20 protein-coding genes are annotated in these 22,838 nt (G+C 45.9%); 19 read left to right on the top strand and 1 reads right to left on the bottom strand.

The features are described from left to right. Positions 1-3 precede the first annotated feature (3 nt). The 4 genes from OCV65_RS06680 (at position 4) to OCV65_RS06665 (ending at position 5,453) form a co-directional block, all read left to right on the top strand. Positions 4-1,065: a FecCD family ABC transporter permease gene (locus tag OCV65_RS06680; RefSeq protein WP_262581410.1), complete on the top strand. Its 1,062-nt coding sequence runs from the start codon at positions 4-6 to the stop codon at positions 1,063-1,065. 4 nt (positions 1,066-1,069) lie between these two features. After that, positions 1,070-2,176 carry an ABC transporter ATP-binding protein gene (locus tag OCV65_RS06675; protein ID WP_262581409.1) on the top strand — a complete coding sequence of 369 codons (1,107 nt, stop codon included), beginning with the start codon at positions 1,070-1,072 and terminating at the stop codon, positions 2,174-2,176. A 107-nt stretch (positions 2,177-2,283) separates the two neighbouring features. Next, positions 2,284-4,911: a pyruvate, phosphate dikinase gene (gene ppdK, locus OCV65_RS06670; protein WP_262581408.1), complete on the top strand. Its 2,628-nt coding sequence runs from the start codon at positions 2,284-2,286 to the stop codon at positions 4,909-4,911. A gap of 164 nt (positions 4,912-5,075) precedes the next feature. Next, the gene (locus OCV65_RS06665; RefSeq protein WP_003864540.1) at positions 5,076-5,453 is read left to right on the top strand and encodes an SdpI family protein; all 378 of its coding nucleotides are present in this window, start codon (positions 5,076-5,078) and stop codon (positions 5,451-5,453) included. A 138-nt stretch (positions 5,454-5,591) separates the two neighbouring features. On the opposite strand, the gene OCV65_RS13510 is transcribed toward OCV65_RS06665, so the two are convergent. Then, complete coding sequence (locus OCV65_RS13510) at positions 5,592-5,912, bottom strand: GNAT family N-acetyltransferase (RefSeq protein WP_416810577.1); 321 nt, start codon at positions 5,910-5,912, stop codon at positions 5,592-5,594. A 245-nt stretch (positions 5,913-6,157) separates the two neighbouring features. Here OCV65_RS13510 and OCV65_RS06660 point away from each other — a divergent pair, with 245 nt between their 5' ends. The 15 genes from OCV65_RS06660 to OCV65_RS06590 all read left to right on the top strand — a co-directional run bounded on the left by OCV65_RS06660 (position 6,158) and on the right by OCV65_RS06590 (position 22,837). After that, positions 6,158-7,615: an alanine/glycine:cation symporter family protein gene (locus tag OCV65_RS06660; RefSeq protein ID WP_262581407.1), complete on the top strand. Its 1,458-nt coding sequence runs from the start codon at positions 6,158-6,160 to the stop codon at positions 7,613-7,615. A 3-nt stretch (positions 7,616-7,618) separates the two neighbouring features. Then, positions 7,619-9,229, top strand: coding sequence for an amidohydrolase (locus tag OCV65_RS06655; RefSeq protein WP_066559186.1), 1,611 nt, complete (start codon positions 7,619-7,621; stop codon positions 9,227-9,229). Positions 9,230-9,325: 96 nt separating this feature from the next. After that, positions 9,326-9,451, top strand: coding sequence for a hypothetical protein (locus tag OCV65_RS06650; RefSeq protein WP_262581406.1), 126 nt, complete (start codon positions 9,326-9,328; stop codon positions 9,449-9,451). A 257-nt stretch (positions 9,452-9,708) separates the two neighbouring features. Continuing rightward, positions 9,709-10,470: a nitrogenase iron protein NifH gene (locus OCV65_RS06645; RefSeq protein WP_262581405.1), complete on the top strand. Its 762-nt coding sequence runs from the start codon at positions 9,709-9,711 to the stop codon at positions 10,468-10,470. Then, positions 10,467-11,747 (top strand): nitrogenase component 1, encoded by a 1,281-nt coding sequence (locus OCV65_RS06640; protein WP_262581404.1) that lies wholly within the window; start codon positions 10,467-10,469, stop codon positions 11,745-11,747. The genes OCV65_RS06645 and OCV65_RS06640 overlap by 4 nt, the downstream gene beginning before the upstream one ends. Before the next feature lie 4 nt (positions 11,748-11,751). Beyond that, positions 11,752-12,789, top strand: a complete 1,038-nt coding sequence (locus OCV65_RS06635) for a nitrogenase component 1 (RefSeq protein ID WP_262581403.1) — start codon at positions 11,752-11,754, stop codon at positions 12,787-12,789. A gap of 19 nt (positions 12,790-12,808) precedes the next feature. After that, the gene (gene hypF / locus OCV65_RS06630) at positions 12,809-15,157 is read left to right on the top strand and encodes a carbamoyltransferase HypF (RefSeq protein WP_262581402.1); all 2,349 of its coding nucleotides are present in this window, start codon (positions 12,809-12,811) and stop codon (positions 15,155-15,157) included. Between the two features lie 39 nt (positions 15,158-15,196). Next, positions 15,197-15,406 (top strand): HypC/HybG/HupF family hydrogenase formation chaperone, encoded by a 210-nt coding sequence (locus tag OCV65_RS06625; RefSeq protein WP_021738051.1) that lies wholly within the window; start codon positions 15,197-15,199, stop codon positions 15,404-15,406. Further along, positions 15,406-16,461, top strand: coding sequence for a hydrogenase formation protein HypD (gene hypD / locus OCV65_RS06620; RefSeq protein ID WP_262581401.1), 1,056 nt, complete (start codon positions 15,406-15,408; stop codon positions 16,459-16,461). Before OCV65_RS06625 ends, hypD begins: the two co-directional genes overlap by 1 nt. Before the next feature lie 17 nt (positions 16,462-16,478). After that, entirely contained in the window at positions 16,479-17,486 is a 1,008-nt protein-coding gene (hypE, locus tag OCV65_RS06615) for a hydrogenase expression/formation protein HypE (protein ID WP_262581400.1), read from the top strand. A gap of 170 nt (positions 17,487-17,656) precedes the next feature. Then, entirely contained in the window at positions 17,657-17,932 is a 276-nt protein-coding gene (locus OCV65_RS06610; protein WP_262581399.1) for a TM1266 family iron-only hydrogenase system putative regulator, read from the top strand. After that, positions 17,929-18,690 (top strand): nitrogenase iron protein NifH, encoded by a 762-nt coding sequence (locus OCV65_RS06605; protein WP_262581398.1) that lies wholly within the window; start codon positions 17,929-17,931, stop codon positions 18,688-18,690. The genes OCV65_RS06610 and OCV65_RS06605 overlap by 4 nt, the downstream gene beginning before the upstream one ends. Next, the gene (locus tag OCV65_RS06600; RefSeq protein ID WP_262581397.1) at positions 18,691-20,028 is read left to right on the top strand and encodes a nitrogenase component 1; all 1,338 of its coding nucleotides are present in this window, start codon (positions 18,691-18,693) and stop codon (positions 20,026-20,028) included. Continuing rightward, the gene (locus OCV65_RS06595) at positions 20,025-21,131 is read left to right on the top strand and encodes a nitrogenase component 1 (RefSeq protein WP_262581396.1); all 1,107 of its coding nucleotides are present in this window, start codon (positions 20,025-20,027) and stop codon (positions 21,129-21,131) included. Before OCV65_RS06600 ends, OCV65_RS06595 begins: the two co-directional genes overlap by 4 nt. Before the next feature lie 329 nt (positions 21,132-21,460). Beyond that, positions 21,461-22,837, top strand: coding sequence for a Na+/H+ antiporter NhaC family protein (locus OCV65_RS06590; RefSeq protein WP_262581395.1), 1,377 nt, complete (start codon positions 21,461-21,463; stop codon positions 22,835-22,837). The last annotated feature ends 1 nt before the right edge of the window (position 22,838 follow it).

Genomic DNA, 22,838 nt, shown 5'->3' with positions numbered 1-22,838 from the left:
ACTATGCAGAAAGAACAGAAGCAGACAGAGAGCGTAAGCTTTCACAGTGAAAATTTCAGAAGGCGTTCCAGATATACAGTGGTATTTCTGGGGCTTCTGGCAGCATTTTTCGTGATCATTGTGTTGAATATTAACACGGGAAATGTACATATTTCTGTACCGAAGATATTGAGAATATTATTCATGAGAGATGGGGATGCCGTAGAGTACAGTATTATCTGGAAAATACGGCTGCCCCGCATTCTTATGGCAGCGATACTGGGCGGAGCATTGTCTCTGTCCGGTTTCTTATTACAGACCTTTTTCTCAAATCCTATAGCGGGACCGTTTGTGCTGGGTATTTCTTCAGGAGCCAAGATGGTAGTGGCATTGGCAATGATTATATTTCTGAAACATATCGGACATTTTTCATCAGGGGTGCTTGTGCTGGCGGCATTTACCGGATCTTTGTTATCGACCGGATTTATCTTACTGATGTCGCGAAAGATTCAGCATATGGCAGCACTTCTGGTAGGTGGTATCATGATCGGATATATCTGCTCGGCGATTACTGATTTTGTAGTGACATTTGCAGACGATTCCGATATTGTCAATCTTCACGGCTGGTCATTGGGAAGCTTTTCAGGTTCCAGCTGGAGTAATATCAGGGTGGCAGCAGTCATTGTAGCCGTGGCGGCTATATGGACATTTTTACTTTCCAAGCCTATTGGAGCTTACCAGCTGGGAGAGCATTATGCACAGAGTATGGGTGTTAATATTCAATTGTTCCGTATATTGATTATTTTGTTGTCCAGTATATTGTCTGCATGCGTGACAGCATTTGCGGGGCCGATTTCATTTGTAGGAATCGCGGTTCCATTTCTGACCAGAAAGGCATTTGGGACATCGAAACCTATTGTAATCATACCGGGTACATTTTTTGCGGGAGCTGTATTCTGCATGAGCTGTGACCTGATCGCGAGAATGGCACTGGCACCGGTAGAACTGAATATCAGCACGGTGACATCCATTGTGGGTGCGCCGATTGTCATCTATATGATGGTGAAACGTGAGAAAGGACGATAGAGATATGGCTGAGTATTATTTGCTGACCAAAGACCTGGCCGTGGGTTATCAGGGAAAGGCACTGATCCATGATATTAATTTTGGCATCTGCAAGGGCGAGATCGTAACATTGATAGGACCAAATGGTTCCGGGAAGTCTACAATCCTTAAAAGTATTACCAGGCAGCTCAGACTGGTGGGCGGTAAGGTGTTTTTTGATGATACGTCTCTGACGAACATTTCTTATAAAGAGCTGTCGTCCAGGATGGCAGTGGTATTAACAGAACGAATCCGGACAGAGCTTATGACCTGTCACGATATTGTGGCAACGGGACGGTATCCGTATACCGGAAGACTCGGTATCCTGACCGCAGAGGATGAACGGATCGTAGATGAAGCAATGGCAGCAGTTCACGCACAGGAGATCGGCAATCGGGATTTTAATGCGATCAGCGATGGGCAGAAGCAGCGAATTATGCTGGCGAGAGCCATCTGTCAGGAGCCGGAGATCATTGTGCTGGACGAACCGACTTCATATCTTGACATCCGGTATAAGCTGGAACTTCTGGATATTCTGAAACGTATGGCAAAGAAAAAGGGCATTACGGTGCTTATGTCTTTGCACGAGATTGATCTGGCTCAGAAATGTGCGGATAAGATCGTCTGTGTGCGCGGGGAAGAGATTATGGCGTATGGAACGCCGGAAGAGGTGTTTCACGAAGAGACCATAGAAAAACTATATGATCTGGACAATGGTTCCTATAATCCATTGTCCGGCAGTCTGGAACTTAAGAAGACAGAAGGAGAGCCGGAAGTCTTTGTCATTTCTTCCGGTGGCAATGGAACACCGATCTATCGGAAGCTTCAGCGGGAAGGCAGACCATTTGCGGCAGGTATATTGTATACCAATGATGTGGATTATCAGGCAGCAAGAGTACTGGCATCGAAAATCATTACAGAAGAACCGTTTGAAGAGATTAGCGACAATACATATAAAAATGCAGAAAATATGATTGATCGATGCCAAATTGTCGTGGATGCCGGAGTACATATAGGAAGCTGTAACCACAGAATGAGAAATCTATTGCAGTATGCACAAGAAAAAGGAAAATTAAAACGGGATTATTTATAAAAAACTGACAATTTATGACAGTCAAATACTTGACGTATATGGTCAAAACCATTAAAATTATAAGAGCGACTTGACATGCAAATTATTATTTAGGAGGTCATTTAAAAATGGCAAGAAAATGGGTTTATTTGTTTAGTGAAGGTAACGCAAGCATGCGTGAGCTGCTTGGTGGTAAGGGAGCTAACCTGGCTGAGATGACAAGCCTCGGACTTCCGGTACCGCAGGGATTTACTATCACTACTGAAGCTTGTACTCAGTACTACGAAGATGGCAGAGAGATCAATGAAGAGATCCAGGCACAGATCAATGAGTACATTGTTAAAATGGAAGAGATTACAGGTAAGAAGTTTGGCGACAGCGAGAATCCGCTTCTCGTATCTGTTCGTTCAGGAGCAAGAGCTTCTATGCCTGGTATGATGGATACAATCCTGAACCTTGGATTGAATGAGACAGTTGTTGAGACAATTGCAAAACAGTCTGGTAATCCGCGTTGGGCTTGGGACTGCTACAGAAGATTTATTCAGATGTATTCTGACGTAGTTATGGAAGTAGGCAAGAAGTACTTCGAAGAGCTGATCGACAAGATGAAAGCTGACAGAGGAGTTAAGCAGGATGTAGATCTGACTGCTGACGATCTGAAAGAGCTGGCTAATCAGTTCAAGGCTGAATACAAAGAGAAGATTGGTGCTGACTTCCCGGATGAGCCGAAGGAACAGCTGATGGGAGCTATCAAAGCCGTATTCCGTTCATGGGACAACCCGCGTGCGAATGTATACCGTCGTGACAACGATATCCCATATTCTTGGGGAACAGCTGTTAACGTACAGTCTATGGCATTCGGTAACATGGGTGATGACTGTGGTACAGGTGTTGCATTTACACGTGACCCTGCTACAGGAGAGAACGGACTGTTCGGTGAGTTCCTGACCAATGCACAGGGCGAGGATGTAGTTGCCGGTGTTCGTACACCAATGCACATTTCTGAGATGGAAGACAAGTTCCCGGAAGCATTCGTAGAATTCAAGAAAGTATGCGAGACTCTGGAGAACCACTATAGAGACATGCAGGATATGGAGTTTACTGTAGAGCACGGTAAGCTGTACATGCTTCAGACACGTAACGGTAAGAGAACTGCTCAGGCAGCTCTGAAGATCGCTTGTGATCTGGTAGATGAAGGCATGAGAACAGAAGAAGAAGCAGTTGCTATGATCGATCCACGTAACCTGGATACACTGCTTCACCCACAGTTCGATGCTGCAGCACTGAAAGCTGCTACACCGATGGGTAAAGGTCTTGGAGCTTCTCCGGGAGCAGCCTGCGGTAAGATCGTATTCACAGCTGATGATGCTGTAGAATGGGCAGCTAAGGGAGAAAAGGTTGTTCTGGTTCGTCTGGAGACATCTCCGGAAGATATCACAGGTATGAAGTCTGCGCAGGGTATCCTGACAGTTCGTGGTGGTATGACATCTCACGCAGCCGTAGTTGCCCGTGGTATGGGTACATGCTGTGTATCTGGTTGTGGCGACATCGCAATGGATGAAGAGAATAAGAAGTTTACATTAGCAGGAAAAGAATTCCACGAAGGAGATGCAATCTCTATTGATGGTACTACAGGTAACATCTATGATGGAATCATTCCTACTGTTGATGCTCAGATTGCCGGTGAGTTCGGAAGAATCATGGCTTGGGCTGACAAATACAGAACTATGAAAGTTCGTACTAACGCAGATACACCTGCAGATGCTAAGAAAGCACGTGAGCTTGGTGCAGAAGGTATCGGACTTTGCCGTACAGAGCATATGTTCTTCGAGGAAGACAGAATTGCTGCATTCCGTGAGATGATCTGTGCTGATACTGTAGAAGAAAGAGAAGCTGCACTGGAGAAGATCCTGCCATACCAGCAGGGAGACTTCGAGGCTCTGTATGAAGCACTGGAAGGTAATCCGGTAACTATCCGTTTCCTGGATCCACCGCTTCATGAGTTCGTTCCTACAGAGGAAGAAGATATTAAGAAACTGGCAGAAGCGCAGGGCAAGACTGTAGAAGAGATCAAGACTATTATCGACAGTCTGCATGAGTTCAACCCAATGATGGGACATCGTGGATGCCGTCTTGCAGTTACTTATCCAGAGATTGCCAAGATGCAGACAAAGGCTGTTATCCGTGCAGCTATCAATGTTAAGAAGGCTCATCCGGATTGGGATCTTGTACCAGAGATTATGATTCCGTTGATCGGTGATGTAAAAGAGCTGAAATATGTTAAGAAGTTTGTAGTAGAGACAGCAGATGCTGAGATCGCAGCAGCAGGCGCAGATCTTAAGTACGAAGTTGGTACTATGATCGAGATCCCAAGAGCTGCTCTGACCGCTGATGAGATCGCTGAGGAAGCTGACTTCTTCTGCTTCGGTACGAATGACCTTACACAGATGGCATTCGGCTTCTCTCGTGATGATGCCGGTAAGTTCCTTGATGCTTACTATGATGCTAAGATCTACGAGAACGATCCATTCGCTAAGCTCGACCAGAATGGTGTCGGCAAGCTGATGGAGACTGCTATTAAGTTAGGTAAGCCGGTTAATCCAAAGCTTCACATCGGTATCTGTGGAGAGCACGGTGGAGATCCAAGTTCAGTAGAATTCTGCAACAAGATCGGACTGGACTATGTATCTTGCTCACCATTCCGTGTACCGATTGCTCGACTGGCAGCAGCTCAGGCAGCAATTAACCAGAAATAGTACACTGTAGGTGACTAACATAGAACGTTAATTAGCTTATATAGAAAACCCCTTACATCAATTATGGTGTGAGGGGTTTTTTACGTGAAAAATGTACAAAAGTTCTTGGGTGTGGTAGTATGATGATAAAAATAAATCGGGAGTTGTAGTAAAGGAGGTTTACAATGGGGTTTTGGATTTTTATGTTGATTATGGATTTGCTTCTTCCATTTACGATGATTGGTTTTGGAAGATATTTTATGAAAAAGGCTCCAAAGGAAATAAATTCAGTATTTGGATATCGGACTTCGATGTCTATGAAGAACAAAGACACATGGGAATTTGCTCATAAATATTGTGGTAAAGTCTGGTATGTCTGTGGAATGGTTATGTTGCCGATAACAGTAATATTCATGCTTTTAGTGATTGGAAAAAATGAAGATTGTGTTGGGAGTATAGGAGGAATTATCTGTGGTGTTCAACTTATTCCTTTAATTGGGTCTATTCTCCCAACAGAAATAGCATTAAAAAAGAATTTTGATAAGAATGGAACAAGACGATAAATTCCAGTATGTAGAGAATAAGTAGTAATAAAAATCTGTAAACCCCTTACGCCACCCAAGAGCGTAAGGGGATACAGATTTTTTTGATGGAAAGATAAGAAAGTTTATACAAAAATTGAATAATTTTTTATGAAAATATTATTCGTTCAAACTACATTCCATACGTAATTTTGTGGTTTCAAAATTTGAATTTTTATATAGTGACTGTGCAATTTCGTTATTAGATAATACATATAAAGAGATTTTGGTATAACCTAATTGCTTAGCAGTATTTTTAGCTTCGGATAATAGGTGTTTTCCGATGCCCTTTTGCCGGTAATATTCGTCTACATATAAATAAATTAAACGACATTCATGTTTACTGATTCCTTTGATAACAATAAATCCTCTTTTTTCTGATAATATAAACCAATTAAAATAATTGAAAAAGCTGGTTGCTTCAAACGGAAAAAGTAGCAATTCCTCCGGAACTGTGATATACTGTGATCGTTTGGAAGATTAGTGGACTGAAATGTAAGATCCCCAGAGCATGAAGTATAAAGAGGGCAGAAACGGGGCTCGCAGATATATGGCAGAAGAGCTGTATGTCGAGAACACCGGGTATCCGTATCTGACTTCATGTCCTGGGGATTTTTTATATTCTGTACGCGGATTTTCCAAATGTATGCAAAAGAAAAACAATAAAAAGGATAGGAGAGGAAAAGATGTTTGAATTATTTGAAAATCTGACCAACTGGCTCTGGGGACTGCCGCTGCTGATCACGATTCTCGCTACAGGCGTATATCTGACAGTACGTTCCGGTTTCTTCCAGTTCCGCCATTTTGGTTACATTTTGAAAAACATGTTCAGTAAAGAACGCCGTCAGGAAGGCGGAGACGACGGAAAGAGCCTGACACCGTTCCAGGCTATTTCCATTGCGATCGGCGGTACCGTTGGAGTATCCAACATGTCCGGTGTTGCAACAGCCATTGCAACAGGAGGACCTGGTGCATTATTCTGGCTCTGGATCGCGGCGCTTCTTGCTATGGTCATCAAGATGGCAGAGGTAACACTTGCTGTGTACTACAGAGAAAAACAGCCAAACGGTGAGTACCAGGGAGGCCCGACCTACTACATGCAGAAGGGTCTTGGCGGAGAGAAAAAGCTTCCCTTCTGGAAACTTTTTGCAGTACTGTTCGGCGGCTGTATTTTTATGACATGGTTCATCACCTTACAGAATTATACAGTATCAGAGGCTGTCGGAAGTACCTTCCACCTGCCGTACATCGTGCCGTCACTTCTGTATGTGGCAGCGATCTACCTGATCATCATTGGCGGTGTAAAGAAAGTCGGTGTGATCTCTTCCTATATGACACCGATCATGTGCATGCTTTACATTGTAGGATCTCTTGCAATACTGGTAGTGAATTTTGACAAGCTGCCGGAAACCTTTGGACTGATCTTCAAGGGTGCATTTACAACACAGGCAGCAGTCGGCGGATTTATGGGAGCCGGTGTTGCAACAGCTATGCGTCTTGGATTTGCCCGTTCTGTATACAGCAACGAGGCAGGCTGGGGAACCTCACCTATGATCCATGCTTCCGCAAATACAGACCATCCTGTAAAACAGGGACTGATGGGAGCATTTGAGGTATTTGCAGACACCATCGTAGTCTGCTCCATGACAGGTCTTGTTGTTATCATCACAGGCTACTGGAATTCAGGACTTCAGGGATCAGAGCTGACACTGACAGCATTTGAGTCCGGAATGGGCTCTGTTGCGAGAGCACTGATCGCGATCAGTATTTTCCTTTTCGGACTGACAACATCAACCGGATGGTTCACCTATTACAGCGTGATCCTGAAGCACTGGCTGAAAAACAATCAGAAGGTTCTGAAGATCGCAGAGAAGGTTTTTATTCTTGGAACGCCATTATGGGGTCTTCTGGTCACAGTGCTTACTCTTTACGGAAACGGAACACCGGCACAGCTGTGGGTAATTGCAGACTTTACAACCGTATTCCCTACATTTGTAAATGTTGCCACATTATTTATCTTAAGTGGTACCTTCTTTAAGCTGCTGAAGGATTATAAGGCGCGTTACATGGGAATCGGAAAAGTAGACAAGGATATGGCACTTTTCTACGAGGATAAAAAAGAAAAAGAAAAAGAGGAAAAATAAACAGTGGATACGATTTTTTTTAACGGATGTATAAGAACACTGGATAACAGTGAAAAAGTGGCAGAGGCTGTGGGAATCGAAAATGGCCGGATCGTTTTTGTGGGAACTGATAAAGAGGCGGAAGCTTTTTCCTGCAAAAAACGGATTGACCTTAAGGGAAGGCTGATGCTGCCCGGTTTTGTGGATACACATATGCATATGCTGCATTATGCATTTGTGGAAAGATCTGTGAAACTGTTTGACTGCACAAGTGTTGAGGAAATGCTTGCAGCAGCAAAAAAAAGATTGGAGGAGAGTAAAGGTCAGAAGCTGACCTGGCTCTATTGCAGAGGCTGGAATGAGGAGCATTTTGATAAGCCGCGCTATCCGCATAAGGATGAGCTGGATGCACTCTCAACAGAAATCCCCATCATTATGGTGCGTGTCTGCGGGCATGTGGCTGTGTGCAACAGCTGTGGTCTGGAGCTTCTGAAAAAAATCCCGGAGTTTCCGGAGATTGAGAAGGAGGTTGATCTGGATACCGGACTTCTGAAGGAGAATGCAGTACAGTTTTATTCTTCCGTATTGGAAGCGCCATCCCAGGAAGAAGTGGAAGGCTACATCAGATACAGTGCGAAGAAGCTGAATGAATGTGGATTTACAGGTGTACAGTCCGATGATCTTGCCTCCCTTCCGGGAAAAAACTGGCGTCGGATCATGGCCTCCTACAAGGCACTGGATGCCAGAGGAGAGCTGAGTATCCGCCATTATGAGCAGTGCCTTTTTGAGCGGGCGGAGGATGCGAAGGCTTTTATCGAGGAAGGATATCGTACCGGGCAGAGGGGAGATCACTTTACTGTTGGACCGATGAAGCTGATCCAGGATGGTTCCCTTGGTGCAAGAACAGCGGCCATGAATGAGCCTTACGAGGATTCGCCGGAAAATACCGGGATCATCACATTCAGTCAGGATGAGCTTGACGATCTGTTTGCTTTTTTTGACCGGCATCAGATGCAGGCGGCGGTACACTGTATAGGCGATCGTGCCATGGATATGGTCATTGAGGCAGCTGCGAAATCTCCTTACCGGAAGGATAACAAAAAGGGCAGACATGGTATCGTGCATTGCCAGATCACCAATCCGCGTATTTTGCAGGGGATGAAAGACCAGGATCTGCTGGCATATATCCAGCCGGTATTTATCGATCTGGATATGAACACAGTGGAACCTGCCATCGGCGCACAACGTATGGATAAGGTGTATGCATGGAAGAGTATGCTGGATATGGGAATCCATACGTCCGGCGGCTCGGATGCTCCTGTGGTAAGCTTTGATGCAATGGAGAATATTTATTTTGCAGTTACCCGCAAAAATATCAGCGGTCAGCCACAGGAAGGCTGGATCCCATCCGAAAAAATATCCGTAGACGAAGCGGTGAAGCTTTTCACAAAAAACGCAGCTTACGCTTCCTATACAGAAGACGAGAACGGAACCATCGAAGTGGGAAAAAATGCGGACTTCGTAGTTCTCGAGAAGAATATCTATGAGATCGACCCGGATGAGATCAAGGCCACGAAAGTGGATATGACAGTTCTTGGCGGTGAGATCGTTTATGAGAGAGAAGTAGAAGAATAGAGATCTTATACAATTTTACAAAGGATATTAAAAAATATATTTGGGAAGACTCCTGGAACTTTGGAGAGTAAACTCTGAAGTTCCAAGAGTCTTTTTTTGGGTATATCAGCAGCCTGCAAGGATAAAGTAATCCGCGATATCTGCGGGGAAGCTTACGGTGAACTTGACCCGATGAACCATGTCGACTTAAAGTATTTTCCACCGAAGGTTCACATTGACTAACTTGCATGACAACTGGTAAAATAATTATTAGATTACTGCATCTGATTCATGCATCTGCAGAGCATTTGGTGAAGAAGATAGGGCAGCAATTAATGAGAATGATTTAAGACAAACGAATAAGACAACTCTGACGGCAAGGATGATCCGAGCAGGAATAGTTACGAGATAAGAATTTACAGAACCATTTTTCTGACAGATTGCCGGAAAGATGGTTCTTTTTCTGTTTGTTAATTATATGCCGATTTCAGGAGGAAAGTATGTTAAAGGTAGCGATTTACGGAAAGGGCGGTATCGGAAAGTCCACAGTGACTTCTAATCTGGCAGCCGCTTTTGCAAACATGGGAAAACGTGTCATTCAGATCGGATGTGATCCGAAGGCGGATTCTACGATCAATCTGCTTGGCGGCGAGCCGCTTCGCCCGGTGATGAATTATATGAGGGAGGAAGATGAGGAACCGGATGAGCTGGCACAGATCTCGAAGGAAGGTTATGGAGGAATCCTCTGTATCGAGACCGGCGGACCGACACCGGGACTTGGCTGTGCAGGTCGAGGCATTATTGCAACATTCCAGCTTTTGGAAGATATGGAATTGTTCGAACACTATAAGCCGGATGTGGTGTTGTATGACGTATTGGGCGATGTGGTCTGTGGCGGTTTTGCGGCACCGATCCGTGAGGGATATGCAGAGAAAGTTCTGATCGTTACGTCCGGAGAAAAAATGGCACTGTACGCTGCCAATAATATTTCCAGTGCGGTGCGCAACTTTGAGGATCGCAGCTATGCCCGTGTATTTGGTATCGTGCTGAATCATCGAAATGTGGAAAATGAGACAGAAAAAGTGCAGGCATTTTCTGAAAAAATCGGTGTGCCAATCGTAGGAGAAGTGCCGCGGAGTGATGAAATCATCCGTTGGGAAGATCAGGGAAAAACAGTGATTGAGGGTGATCCGGATTCTGAGATCAGCAGATGTTTCTTTGATCTGGCGGAATTATTATTGAAAGAAGAGGAAAATGCATGAGACAGGAAGCATATTTTTGTACAGTAGAAGAACTGAACAGTCGTGGAAAAGATAATATTCCACAGCAGCTTATTTCCCATACACATCTGATCTACAGTTCGCCGGCGACGCTGGCGTTTAACTCACCGGGAGCGGAGGGCTTTGGTGTCAAACGTGCGGGACTGGCGGTTCCGGATTCCATCATGCTGATCGTGGCACCGGGATGCTGCGGACGTAATACATCGGTTTTGAGTTCTATGCGGGCTTATCACGACCGTTTTTACTATCTGCTGATGGACGAGACAGATATCGTTACAGGACGTCATTTAAAAAAAATTCCAAAGGCGGTGGCAGAGATCTGTGAGGGGTTGGAGAAAAAACCGTCCGTTGTAATGATCTGCATTACCTGTGTGGACGCGCTGCTTGGAACGGATATGGAGCGTATCTGTCGCAAGGCGGAGGAAGCCACTGGACTTCCGGTAAAACCGTGTTATATGTATGCTCTGACGAGAGAAGGACGAAAGCCACCGATGGTGCACGTGCGTCAGTCGATTTATTCTTTGCTTGAGCCGAGAAAGAAAAAAGGAAATGTGGTGAATTTATTAGGGTATTTTTCTCCGCTGGTGGATGACTGTGAGCTGTACGATCTGCTTCATGGTGTTGGCGTAAAGACAATTCATGAGATTTCCAGATGCAAGGATTATGAAGAATATCAGACGATGTCTGAGGCGAATTTTAATCTTGTGCTTCATCCGGAAGCAAGATTTGCGGCAGAGGATTTTCATGATCGGTTGAAGATCCCGTATATCGAGCTGCGCAGACTATATCAGATCGATAAAATTGCCAGTCAGTATCGTGCATTTGGCGTAGCACTTGGTGTGGAATTTGATGATGAGGAACCGCGGAAAACAGCAGAAGCTGCGGTAGCAAAATTTAAAGAACTTCATCCGGATGCATCTTTTGCAGTTGGTGAGTGGATGAACGGAGATCCATTTGAACTGGCGCTTGCTCTTGTGCGTTACGGTTTTCGAGTGCCGGAGATTTACGGAACGTTATCTGGTGAGAATTTTATCTATATAAAACAGCTGGCGGCACTGAGCCCGGAGACGAAAGTATTTTCCAATTTGGAACCGACGATGCTGTATTATGACGGAACGGATTCCGGGGTAAATCTAACCATCGGAAAAGATGCCGGTTATTATCATAAAAACTGTCCAAACGTGCTCTGGAACGGGGAACGGCAGCCGTACGGTTATGCCGGCGTCCGCAGACTGTTTGAGGCACTGGCGGAGGTATAGAGTAATGAGAGGACTGAGAAAATATCTGACACCTTTTGCACCGGATCAGTCCGGCGCGGTGTCTGTGTTATATGAATTTGGCGGGATCATCGTGATCTGTGATGCCGGTGGCTGTACCGGAAATATCTGTGGATTTGATGAGCCGCGCTGGTTTGAGAGCAAAAGTGCACTGTTCAGTGCAGGGCTTCGCGATATGGATGCAATCCTCGGACGGGATGACCGTCTGGTGGCAAAACTTGCGGATGCGGTGACAAAACTGGATGCAAAATTTGCGGCGATCATTGGAACACCGGTTCCGGCTGTCATCGGAACGGATTACCATGCGTTGAAGCGCATGACGGAGAAAAAAGTAGATCTGCCGATTTTGACGGTGGACACCGATGGCATGGAGCTGTATGACAAAGGTGAGGAAAAAGCATGGTTGGAATTGTTCCGGGTGTTTGCAGGAGAAAAGGAAGACGTGATTCCGGGAAATATCGGAATCCTTGGCATGACACCGCAGGATATCAGTGACTTGCGGGCGGCAGACCGAATCCGGGGGCATTTTGCGGCAGAAGGGAAACATGCTATCTGTTATGGCATGGGGAACGGATTGGATGATGTGAAATCTGTATCTAATGTGGAAAAACATATCGTGGTGGCACCGGCAGCACTGGAAGCTGCAAAATATCTGGAGAGAACTTTCGGAACGCCGTATGAGATTGCTTATCCGCTGGTGGATGAATTGGTTTACGATATGGATTACAGCGGGAAAAAGGTACTGGTTGTGCAGCAACAGGTGATCGGAAATGCAATCCGTGAGGAAATTTTGAAAAAAGCGCCGGATGTGCAGGTGACGGTGGCAAGCTGGTTTATGATGAAGTCGGGACTTCGACAGGATGGAGATCTGCATCTGCGGGATGAGGATGATTATATGGAACTTGTGGAAAACGGTGATTTTGATGTGATCTATGCGGATCACTGTATGGAACGGATGACACCGAAATTTGCCGGAATATTCGTGGATACCGTGCATTTTGCAGTGTCGGGACGATTGAAATAAGATCAGGAGAAAATGGGGTATGAGCGAGGTTACGAAGAGGATCAGGGTATACGGTATCGTTCAGGGTGTCGGCTTTCGACCGACGGTGAGCCGCCATGCTGTGTCAAATGGGATTTGCGGAAATGTCTGTAATAAGGGACCATATGTAGAAATTTACGCACAGGGTTCCGGGGCGCAGGTCGATGGATTTCTCAAAGACCTTGAGGAACGTCCACCGAAGCGTGCGGCTATTTTGAAAATAAATACAGAAGATATTCCTGCAGAGAATGCGCCGCAGTTTGGGGCATTTGATATTATCGAGAGTGAGAAAACGAAGGGTGAGATATTTGTTTCCCCGGATATTGCGATCTGTGACGAGTGCAAAGAAGAAATGTACAATTCAAAGGATCGGCGGTATCTGCATCCGTTTATCAACTGCACCTGTTGCGGGCCGCGGATGACGATTCTGGATTCACTGCCTTACGACAGAGAGCGTACCAGCATGAAGGAGTTTCCGATGTGTCCGGATTGTGCGGAGGAATATGACGATCCGAAGACAAGGCGTTACGATGCGCAGCCGGTGTGCTGCAATGCGTGCGGACCGGAGGTGTATCTGATTGGTAGAGGCGAGCGAGGCAGAGATGCTATCACGTATACAAGGAAGGTGATTCATGATGGTGGAATCGTGGCGATCAAAGGTATCGGAGGTTTTCATTTGTGTTGCGATGCAACAAATGAAGAGACAGTGAGCCGTCTGCGGATGTTAAAGCATCGACCGGCAAAACCATTTGCGGTTATGGCGAAAGATGAAACTGTAGTAAAACGGGAATGCATCGTGACACCGGAGCAGGAGCAGATTTTGACCGGGCATCAGAAACCGATCCTGTTATTAGACAGACGGTCAAATGGGGGACAGACAGAGAAACTGGCTCCATCTGTGGCACCGGGAAATCCCAAAGTTGGCGTGATGCTTCCGTATGCACCGGTTCAGTTATTGTTGTTTCAGTATGATGATGGAATCGAAATGCCGGATCTGCTGGTGATGACAAGCGGCAATACTTCCGGTGCGCCGATCTGCCGGGATGATGAGGAAGCAATCACAGAGTTATCCCATTTGTGTGATGCAATTTTATCTCATAATCGAAAAATACGGATTCGAGCCGACGATACGGTGATGGATTTTTATAAAAACGAGCCATATATGATCCGGCGTTCCAGAGGTTACGCACCGCTTCCATTTATGACATCAACAGACTGGAAGGGGCAGGTACTTGCGGTTGGCGGAGAACTTAAAAATACATTCTGTATCGGTGTGGACAGCCGTTTTTATCCGTCACCGTATGTGGGCGATCTGGAAGATCTGCGGACGGTAAAAGCCTTGCAGGAGACGATTCATCGGTTTCAGACGTTATTGGAGGTAGAGCCGCAGGTGGTGGTTTGTGATCTGCATCCGAAATATAATTCCACGGTTGTGGCAGAGAACCTCGGGTTTCCGGTGATTCAGGTGCAGCATCATTATGCGCATGTTTTATCCTGTATGACGGAAAATGACTGTCAGGAACCGGTCATCGGAGTATCATTTGACGGAACCGGATACGGAACAGACGAAACCATCTGGGGCGGCGAGATTCTGCTGGCAGATTATCAGAATTTTATAAGATTTGGCAGCATAACACCGTTTTTGCAGATTGGCGGAGATGCGTCTGCAAAAGAAGGATGGCGTATCGCTGTGTCGATGATCTACGGATATACAAAAAACCGGGAAAAAGCATGGGAGATCATTGAAAAACTGGGACTTTGCAGCGAGCAGGAAAGTAAAGTACAGTTTACTATGGCAGATCGGAAGATCAATGCGGTAATGTCAACCAGTGCAGGACGGCTGTTTGATGCGGTCAGCGCGATTCTTGGAATCCGACGGCAGTCAAGCTTTGAGGGTGAAGCGTCTACAGCATTGCAGTTCGCGGCAGAGGAGTTTGAGCAGAAAGGCAAACTGAAGGGAAATGAGATATGGGATAATGTTCAGCCTGTGATATCAGAATTAGAAGAACGATGCTTGTTGAATACAGAAGCACTGGTGAAGCAGATCGTAGAGGCAAAACTGCAAGGCACTGACAGCGGAGAACTGGCTTATCTGTTTCACCAGACACTGGCGGAACAGATTGTGGTAGCCTGTATAGAAGCGCGTAAGAGCTCTGGCAGGAATAAAACAGCATTGAGTGGCGGCGTATTCCAGAACCGATTACTGCTTCATTTGACAGAAGAACGATTGGGGCAGGAAGGATTTGAAGTGCTGTGTCATCACATGATCCCTCCGAATGACGGGGGAATTGCAATCGGACAGGCGGCTTATGGGATGAACCGATTACAAATAGCGGAAAAAGAGATATAGCATTTGACATAGATTAAGCGTTTTTAGGAGGAAAGATAAATGTGTGTAGGTTTATCAGCAAAGGTAGTAAAGATCAGTAATGGCACAGCGGTGATTGATGCCGGCGGTGCCAAAAGAGAGGTTTCATCTCAGTTGTTGGAAGATCTGGAACCGGGAGATTATGTTATGGTTCACGCCGGTGTGGCAATTGCCAAGATCACAGATGAGGATGACAGCGAGACAGATCAGCTCATGGAGGAATTTTTGTAATGGGGGATACAAACAGCGAAGATAAAAAGAAAACCGCAAGAGAAATTATTGAAAATTATAATGGACCGAAGGTGCGGATCATGGAAGTATGTGGCACGCATACCCATGAGATATTCCGTCTGGGAATCCGTAAATTGCTGCCGGGGCAGGTAGAATTGATCTCGGGACCTGGATGTCCGGTCTGTGTAACACCGGTCAGTTTTATTGATGAGGCGATCTATCTGGCTCTGGAAAAAGGTGTGACCATCTGTACGTTTGGAGATCTGGTGCGCGTGCCGGGGACAAAAATGAGCCTCGCGGGAGCAAGGGAACAGGGCGCAAAAATCCGCATCGTATATTCTCCGGCAGATGCTGAAAAATATGCAAAGGAACATCCGGACGAGCAGGTGACATTTTTGTCGGTTGGATTTGAGACAACGACACCGGCGGGGTGCCTGTCTGTGAAAGCGGCAAAAGAAGATGGACTGGATAATTATTCTTTATTAGTTGCGAATAAAACCATGCCACAGGCTTATGAGGCATTAAAGGGCAGCGCAGATGTATTTTTATATCCGGGACATGTCAATGCCATCACAGGAACACGTTTATGCGAAGCACTGACAGAGGAAGGCGTCAGCGGTGTTGTGGCAGGATTTACCGCAAGGGAACTGATGACAGCACTGGCAGTTGCACTGGTGAAATTCCAGGAAGGGAAGCCGTTTTTTGTAAATTGTTATCCGCGTGTGGTAACACAGGATGGAAGCAAAGAAGCGCAGGAACTGGTAGATGAGATGATGGAAGCGTGCGATTCTGAATGGCGCGGTCTGGGTATGATTCCTGCGTCCGGCCTGCAGTTGAGACCAGAGTGGAAGAACTTTGATGCCCGTATCAAATATCAGGTGCCGAAGATGGAAGGAAAGCCGAATCCGGCCTGTCGCTGCGGGGATGTATTGCAGGGTAAATGTAAGCCGTCCGATTGCAAAGTATTCGGAAAAGGCTGTACACCGCAGCATCCGATCGGAGCCTGCATGGTATCCGGTGAGGGAGCCTGTTCTGCATATTATCAGTATTCATAAGAAAGAAGGAAAACAGCATGGAAAATAAAACAGTAACGATGGCACATGGTGCCGGGGGAAAACAGACTTCCGAATTGATTGATCAGGTGTTTAAGGCACATTTTGCAAACGCAGATCTGACAGCTGACGATGCGGCAGTATTGACTCCACCGGTCGGAAGAATGGCAGTGTCCACAGATGGATTTATCGTGTCACCTGCATTTTTCCCTGGAGGAAATATTGGCAAATTGTCAATCTGCGGAACTGTAAATGACCTTGCCTGCATGGGTGCAAAACCGCTGTATCTGACCTGCGCATTCGTCATTGAAGAAGGATTCCCGATGGAAAAGTTGGAAGAGATTGCATCGGCTATGGAGAAAACGGCAAAAGAGGCTGGTGTACATATTGTATCCGGAGATACGAAGGTCGCCGGAAAAGGACAGGTGGACGGTGTATTTATTACTACCACGGGAATCGGCGAGATTCAGGATGGCGTAACGGTTGGCGGAGAGCTTGCAAAACCGGGCGATGCAATCATTGTGACCGGTGATATCGGACGTCACGGATGCACTATTTTATTAGAAAGAGAAGATTTTGGAATTGAAGCGGATGTAACCAGTGACTGTGCACCGCTGTGGGGAACCGTAAAAGCGGTGATGGATACCACACACAATCTGCATGTGATCCGTGATGCAACAAGAGGCGGTGTCGGAACAGTTCTGTATGAGATTGCAGGGCAGAGCAACGTGGGAATCCGTCTGAATGCTGCAGCAGTTCCGGTACAACCAGAGGTAAAGGGAGTCTGTGGTATGCTCGGATTGGAACCGTTATACCTTGCATGCGAGGGAAGACTTGTGATCATGGCTCCGAAGGAAGAGGCGGAAGATATTGTAGAAACATTACGCAAATGTCCGTATTCCGCAGAGGCAGCTATTATTGGAGAAGTCATTGCAGACGAACCGGGCAGAGTCGTAATGGAGACAGAGATTGGCACACAGGCACTGCTTCCACAGCCGGGCGGAGAACTGCTGCCAAGGATCTGCTAATGTATGAGTGGGGGCTGAATCAATATATCAGCTGGGAGTCAATCCCCCAGCTGATATAGCCTCCGGCAGGATTGCAGAGGTGCGCAGTAGAAGTATGTCATGCAATTGCATGACGCGCACCTCGCAGCAAGAATGCCGAGGCATTCTTGAAATGAAAAAGGAGACAGAACATGGATAACAGAGTGGCAGTTATTTCAATTATTGTAGAGAGGGAAGACGCCATTGAAGAATTGAACAATTTGCTTCATGAAGCGCGTCAGTACATTATCGGAAGAATGGGTATCCCATATCGCTTAAAGGGAATCAGTATTATCAGCATTGCTATTGATGCACCGCAGGATAAGATCAGTGCGCTTTCTGGAAAAATCGGACATTTGAAAGGAATATCTGCGAAGACGGCATATTCCAATGTTATAACTCCGGCAGAAGGGGGAGCAGACGATTGATCAGGATAGCAGTATATGGAAAAGGCGGAATCGGTAAATCTACGACCGTTTCCAATGTGACAGCAGCTTTGGCAGAGACGGGGCTTAAGGTGATGCAGATTGGCTGTGATCCGAAAGCAGATTCTACGATATTGCTCCGTCATGGGGAAGCAGTTCCGGCAGTGCTTGATCTGTATAATGAGAAAAAACAGGCATTGCAGTTGGAGGATATGATCCGCATCGGATATAACGGTGTCATCTGCGTGGAGGCCGGCGGACCGACACCGGGACTTGGCTGTGCCGGCCGCGGGATTATCACGGCACTGGAAAAGCTAAAAGAACTGGGTGCATATGATGTGTATAAGCCGGATGTGGTTATATATGACGTACTCGGTGATGTGGTCTGCGGTGGATTTTCCATGCCGATGCGGAATGGTTACGCTGATAAAGTATTTATCATTACGTCCGGAGAAAATATGGCAATTCACGCAGCTGCGAATATCGCGATGGCAGTGGATAATTTTAAAAACCGTGGATATGCGGAACTTGGCGGATTCATTTTAAACCGCAGAGATGTTCCGAGAGAAGAGGAGAAAGTGGAAGAACTGGCAGAAGACTTCTGTACATCTGTCATTGGCACGTTGTCTTACAGTGAGCAGGTGCCACTTTCTGAGGAACAGAAAAAGACATTAATGGAATGCTATCCGGACAGTGCTATGGCAGGGGAATACCGCACTCTTGCAAAACAGATGTATGCCATCTGCAGGGAGGATGTATAGATGTTGCAACGAGCAGGGGAAAAAATAGATTCAAAAGAGGCTGTGTTAAAAATCAAAGACGCATCATATCCGGCGCCATTTGCTTCGGAACTGGAATATAATTCTCCGGTGCATGGTAACTGGAACATCGTACACACCGGAATGCAGGTACCGGAATCTATTCAGATCTATGTCTGTGCAGACAATTGTATGCGTGGTGTTGTGCTGACAGCGGCGGAGATGAATGCGGCAGATCGTTTTTCATTTGTTATTCTGGAAGAGCAGGACCTGCTGAACAGTAATCTGGAGGATATTACCGTTGAGGGTGTGACGGATGTGTTGAACAAACGTGGAGATCATCCAAAAGCGGTGCTGCTGTTTACGGTATGTCTGCATCATTTTGTGGGAAGCAATCTGGATTATATTTACAGTGAATTGGAGCATCGTTTCCCGGATATCTGCTTTATTCGATGTTATATGGATCCAATCATGCAAAAGCATGGGCTAACGCCGGATCAGAAGCTGCGGAAAGCCGTGTATGATCCATTGCCGGAGTGTGAGCCGGATGAAAGGGCGGTATCCGTATTGGGCAGTGACTTTGCATTGAATGAGAGCAGTGATATCAAGCGTTTATTAAAACGATATGGTTATACTGTGCGGGAACTTCCAACGTGCGACACGTGGCAGGATCTATTGGATATGAGCAAAGGCAAGATATTTCTTGATATTTATCCGGCTGGCAAATACGGGATGGAGACACAGGCGCGCAGGCTGAATCGGGAGCATCTGTATCTGCCGGGAAGTTTCAATTATGAAGAGATCGAGCAACAGTTAAAGCAGCTTACGGATGCATTGGAACTTCCGGAGCTGACAGAAGTGGAACTGACACGCGAGAAGGAATCCTGTGAGGCTGTGTTGACAGCAGCAAAGGATCTGATCGGAGACATGCCGGTCGTGCTGGATTATCTATATCATCCGAGACCCCTTGGACTGGCGAAACTGCTTCTAATACATGGATTTAACGTCAAAGCGGTGTATCTGGACGGTATCAGTCCGGAGGAAAAAGACGCATTTGACTGGCTGCAGGAGTGTGCACCGGAACTGGAACTGATCGCAACAATCCAGGTGAAAATGCGGGTGCTGCCAAGAGGCGGAGAAGAGGAAGTGCTTGCCATCGGACAGAAGGCAGCGTATTTTAGCAGAAGCTGTCATTTTGTTAATCTGGTGCAGGGAGAAGGCCTGTATGGATTTGACGGTATCCGCAGGACAGCAGAACTGATGATGGAGGCATACCGCGAAGAAAAAGATACAGAACAACTTGTAGTACAAAAGGGATGGGGGTGCGAGTGCTGCCTATGAGACAATCATATCGAATCATACCGATTTATACGGCAGATGTGTCCGGCGTATGTTCCGCACTGTACGAGCTGGGTGGAATGACCGTGATGCATGATCCATCCGGATGTAACTCTACTTATAATACGCATGACGAGATCCGCTGGTACGATCAGGACAGCCTGATCTTTATCTCAGGCCTGACAGAGATCGATGCAATCCTTGGAAATGACCGGAAATTCATTGATGATATCGAGCATGCGGTCAGAGAACTGCATCCCAAATTCATCGCACTGGCAGGTTCTCCGATCCCATTTATGAACGGTACGGATTTTCCGGCAATTGCAAAAGTTATTGAGACAGAAACCGGGATCCCCGCATTTTCTGTGCCGACGAATGGCATGCATGACTATGTGTATGGTGCGGGGATTGCGCTGGAAGAAATTGCAAAGCGGTTTGTTGAAGTGCCCGATAGCAAGAAAGACGGTTCTTTCCGCAGTGTTAACCTGTTAGGCGTGACACCACTGGATTTTGGGCCACAGGAAAATGTTGAATCATTAAAAGCTAATCTGGAGCAGTACGGATGGAAGGTTATCTCAACGTGGGCAATGGGAGATGAACTTGAGATGCTGCAGCGATCTGCGGAAGCGGATGTGAACCTGGTGGTATCAGCTGTGGGACTGCGCGCAGCGAAAGTGCTTTGGGAAAAATTCGGAACGCCATATGTAATCGGAACACCGAACCAATGGATGGCAGAAGATATTTCGAACGCACTGGACAAGGCTGTAATCGGAGAGTCAGAACAGCCGGCGGTATATTTGCAGAACCGCATGCAGCAGGATGCAGACATTACACTGATCGGTGAACCTGTTACGATGGGATCTTTAGCAGCGGGTATCGAGAAAAAGTATGGATGTGCAGTCCGCGTCTTGTGTCCGTTGAAAGAATGTGAAGCATTACTTGGTGGAAAAGATAAAGTATTGCTTGGAGAAGAAGCAATGGAAGAGGCATTGAAAGATGCAAAGATCATTGTGGCAGATCCGCTGTATCGCCCGATCTGTCCAAAGAACAGCAGCTTTTATGAACTTCCGCATGTGGCATTTTCCGGAAGGATATATATCAGATGAGAGATTAACGAACCTCTTGATTGCAGTACTGTTTGTAATTGGAATTTATTTCTTCCGCAAAGCGGCAGTATTAGAATAGAAAATAAATAGTTATAAGTATTCTTAAATTGTGTTTTAAAAACTTTGATGCTATACTGACTGCATTGAATATAAGGTGTTAGCGAATCTCCTGCTATCGGCATACCGGGAAAGCCGAGCTTTGGAAAAAGTGTAAGGAAGATTCGTTAACGCCTTTTCTGTTGTTCTGAACAGTTATATCAACAGGGCAGCAGTTCATTTGGCCAGATGAAATAGTAACAAATAATTGTATAAAATGAATGGAGATTACTATGGAAAAGAAAAAAGCATCCCTTGCTCTTTCGTCCCTGGCAATCGTATTGATTGTCGCATTTATTGCGGTAGGGATTGGCGTATTTAATGTAAATATTGCGATACTATTGTTTTTATGCTGGATGATTATGTGGCCATTTGCAGCGCATCTGGGTTACAGCTTCTCAGAAATGGAAGGCTTTGCATATGAGATGGCACAGAAATGTATTGCTCCGGCAGCGATCATCCTTGCGGTTGGCATGATGATCGCGTCATTTATGGCTGCCGGAACGGTTCCGACCATCTTAGTAGCCGGATTGAAACTGATCACTCCTAAATTCTTCCTTGCACTTACATTCGTCATGTGCTGTATCATGTCAGTAATCATGGGAACCTCATGGGGAACCCTTGGAACGGTAGGTATTGCGATGATGGGTGTTGGCGCTGGACTTGGCGTGAATCCTGCAATTACAGCAGGTGCGGTAGTCAGCGGCGCGTGGTTTGGTGATAAGATGTCACCGATGTCAGACAGCACGATTATGTGTTCTACGATTACAGAGACTTACATTATGGATCATATCAAAGCCATGATGCAGACTACAATTCCTGCAGCAGTTGTATCGTTAGTTATTTATCTGGGAATCGGTATCGGTATTTCCGGCGATAGCTACGAGGCAAGTACTGTCGACAGTATTATGAACGGATTAAAGGGAATGTTTCACATCAATTTGATTCCGGTTATTCCGATTGTAGTTGTAATTGTGATGATTCTGATGAAAAAGGGAACCATCGTGTCTATGATGTCAGGAACCGTGGTTGCGATTCTGATCGCAGTGTTCTATCAGGGCTATTCTGTAGCTGATATGGGAACATTTTTATATAGCGGATTTACCTGTGAGACCAAGAATGAGATTTTGATCAGCCTGTTGAACCGTGGCGGTATGACAAGTATGCTGAGTCTGCTTGCAGTATTCGTAGGAGGACTTGGACTTGGTGGAATCCTGGATAAGACAGGAATGCTGGAACCTATTTTCCATTACATTACGGAGAAATACAAATCACCAAGAGGTATTATGCTGATGGCATGGTGTGCAACACTGCTGTGTATTCTGGTTATTGCGGATAATAACTTTGCTTTTGTCATGGTTGCAACCTTATTTGGAAGTGCATTCCAGAAATACAATTTGAAGAGCCAGAACTTATCCAGAATCCTGGAGGATGTAGGTACGCTTGGTAGTGCATTGGTACCATGGAATGTAGGCGCACAGTTTGCAGCAGGAGTATTAGGCGTATCGACACTGGCTTATATGCCGTATGCATTCCTGAACTGGATGACACCGATTCTTTCACTGGCATTTATCATTTTGCAGGTAAAGATAAAGAAGATTGAGGAATAAG

Origin of the sequence: Dorea ammoniilytica (genome assembly GCF_025567415.1) — a bacterium.
Lineage (GTDB): Bacteria > Bacillota > Clostridia > Lachnospirales > Lachnospiraceae > Claveliimonas > Claveliimonas ammoniilytica.
Note: the sequence above shows the minus strand (reverse complement) of the source record. Positions and strands in the feature narration are given on the sequence as shown.

Bases quoted from the DNA above. Each gene is read 5' to 3' on its own strand.
- hypF (WP_262581402.1), top strand. From the start codon at position 12,809: ATGAGCGAGGTTACGAAGAGGATCAGGGTATACGGTATCGTTCAGGGT.
- OCV65_RS06660 (WP_262581407.1), top strand. From the start codon at position 6,158: ATGTTTGAATTATTTGAAAATCTGACCAACTGGCTCTGGGGACTGCCG.
- OCV65_RS06640 (WP_262581404.1), top strand. From the start codon at position 10,467: ATGAGACAGGAAGCATATTTTTGTACAGTAGAAGAACTGAACAGTCGT.
- ppdK (WP_262581408.1), top strand. From the start codon at position 2,284: ATGGCAAGAAAATGGGTTTATTTGTTTAGTGAAGGTAACGCAAGCATG.
- OCV65_RS06595 (WP_262581396.1), top strand. From the start codon at position 20,025: ATGAGACAATCATATCGAATCATACCGATTTATACGGCAGATGTGTCC.
- OCV65_RS06645 (WP_262581405.1), top strand. From the start codon at position 9,709: ATGTTAAAGGTAGCGATTTACGGAAAGGGCGGTATCGGAAAGTCCACA.
- OCV65_RS06590 (WP_262581395.1), top strand. From the start codon at position 21,461: ATGGAAAAGAAAAAAGCATCCCTTGCTCTTTCGTCCCTGGCAATCGTA.
- OCV65_RS06675 (WP_262581409.1), top strand. From the start codon at position 1,070: ATGGCTGAGTATTATTTGCTGACCAAAGACCTGGCCGTGGGTTATCAG.
- OCV65_RS06610 (WP_262581399.1), top strand. From the start codon at position 17,657: ATGGATAACAGAGTGGCAGTTATTTCAATTATTGTAGAGAGGGAAGAC.
- hypD (WP_262581401.1), top strand. From the start codon at position 15,406: ATGGGGGATACAAACAGCGAAGATAAAAAGAAAACCGCAAGAGAAATT.
- OCV65_RS06600 (WP_262581397.1), top strand. From the start codon at position 18,691: ATGTTGCAACGAGCAGGGGAAAAAATAGATTCAAAAGAGGCTGTGTTA.
- OCV65_RS06665 (WP_003864540.1), top strand. From the start codon at position 5,076: ATGGGGTTTTGGATTTTTATGTTGATTATGGATTTGCTTCTTCCATTT.
- OCV65_RS06625 (WP_021738051.1), top strand. From the start codon at position 15,197: ATGTGTGTAGGTTTATCAGCAAAGGTAGTAAAGATCAGTAATGGCACA.
- OCV65_RS06680 (WP_262581410.1), top strand. From the start codon at position 4: ATGCAGAAAGAACAGAAGCAGACAGAGAGCGTAAGCTTTCACAGTGAA.
- hypE (WP_262581400.1), top strand. From the start codon at position 16,479: ATGGAAAATAAAACAGTAACGATGGCACATGGTGCCGGGGGAAAACAG.
- OCV65_RS06635 (WP_262581403.1), top strand. From the start codon at position 11,752: ATGAGAGGACTGAGAAAATATCTGACACCTTTTGCACCGGATCAGTCC.